Source organism: Sinorhizobium sp. P24N7, assembly GCF_042436655.1.
GTDB classification, from domain to species: Bacteria; Pseudomonadota; Alphaproteobacteria; order Rhizobiales; family Rhizobiaceae; genus Sinorhizobium; species Sinorhizobium meliloti_A.
The window spans coordinates 1-603 of record NZ_JBHMIW010000097.1 but is presented as its reverse complement, the minus strand read 5'-3'; the positions used below and the strand labels follow the sequence as shown (position 1 = coordinate 603).

The 603-nt window shown below is 61.0% G+C and carries 1 protein-coding gene and 1 pseudogene; both read right to left on the bottom strand.

What is annotated here, in order from left to right; all coding sequences use genetic code 11:
• Nucleotides 1-124: 124 nt before the first annotated feature.
• Nucleotides 125-319, bottom strand: a complete 195-nt coding sequence (locus tag ACFHWW_RS34115; protein ID WP_379943797.1) for a hypothetical protein — start codon at nucleotides 317-319, stop codon at nucleotides 125-127.
• Nucleotides 320-404: 85 nt separating this feature from the next.
• Nucleotides 405-488 (bottom strand): annotated as a pseudogene (locus ACFHWW_RS34110) (hypothetical protein); the annotation flags it as partial.
• Between the last annotated feature and the right edge of the window lie 115 nt (nucleotides 489-603).

Below are 603 nucleotides of genomic sequence, written 5' to 3'. Positions count from 1 at the left end.
CAAATTGCTGCTCGAAGCTCGTGCGGCATTACCGGGGGACGAGACGATCGAGGCCAATCTTGCCTTGTTGGACCGGATCTAATTGCAGCCGCGTCCGTGCGATCGTGCGATCAGCAGGAGACCGTCACTGCTGATCATCTGCCGCGGGGGCGGAGAAGCCGTTGCGTGTGGCAATTTGCGAGGCGGTCGCGTTGAAGTGGTCGGCGTCGTCCCCCACGTGCAGAACCGGGTCGCAGCGTCTCGCGCAGGCAAAGGTCGCCCGCTGCACCGTCACCAGACGGCCGCAACCCGCCACGATATCGAGAATGAGGTTCGCCACTTAGCCGCCGTTGCTGTCGATGGGGTGTCCTGCCAGTGAGGATCACGGTTCGGTCGTCGCTCAGGCTTGCCTGCGCTATGCCCGTATTTCCGATAACTAGCTTAGCTAATGTGCTCGCCGGCCGAGGAAGCGCGATGGTCTTGGCAAAGTCGATGACAAGCCGCTCCACCCGTTCAGCTCCCACGCTTCGTTGTTGATCAGGAGTCCGTCCGACGAATCTGAAGCGTGGTAACTCCAGTCTCCTCGGTCGGGCCCGAATGCATAACCTATCGAAAGCTCCAGCT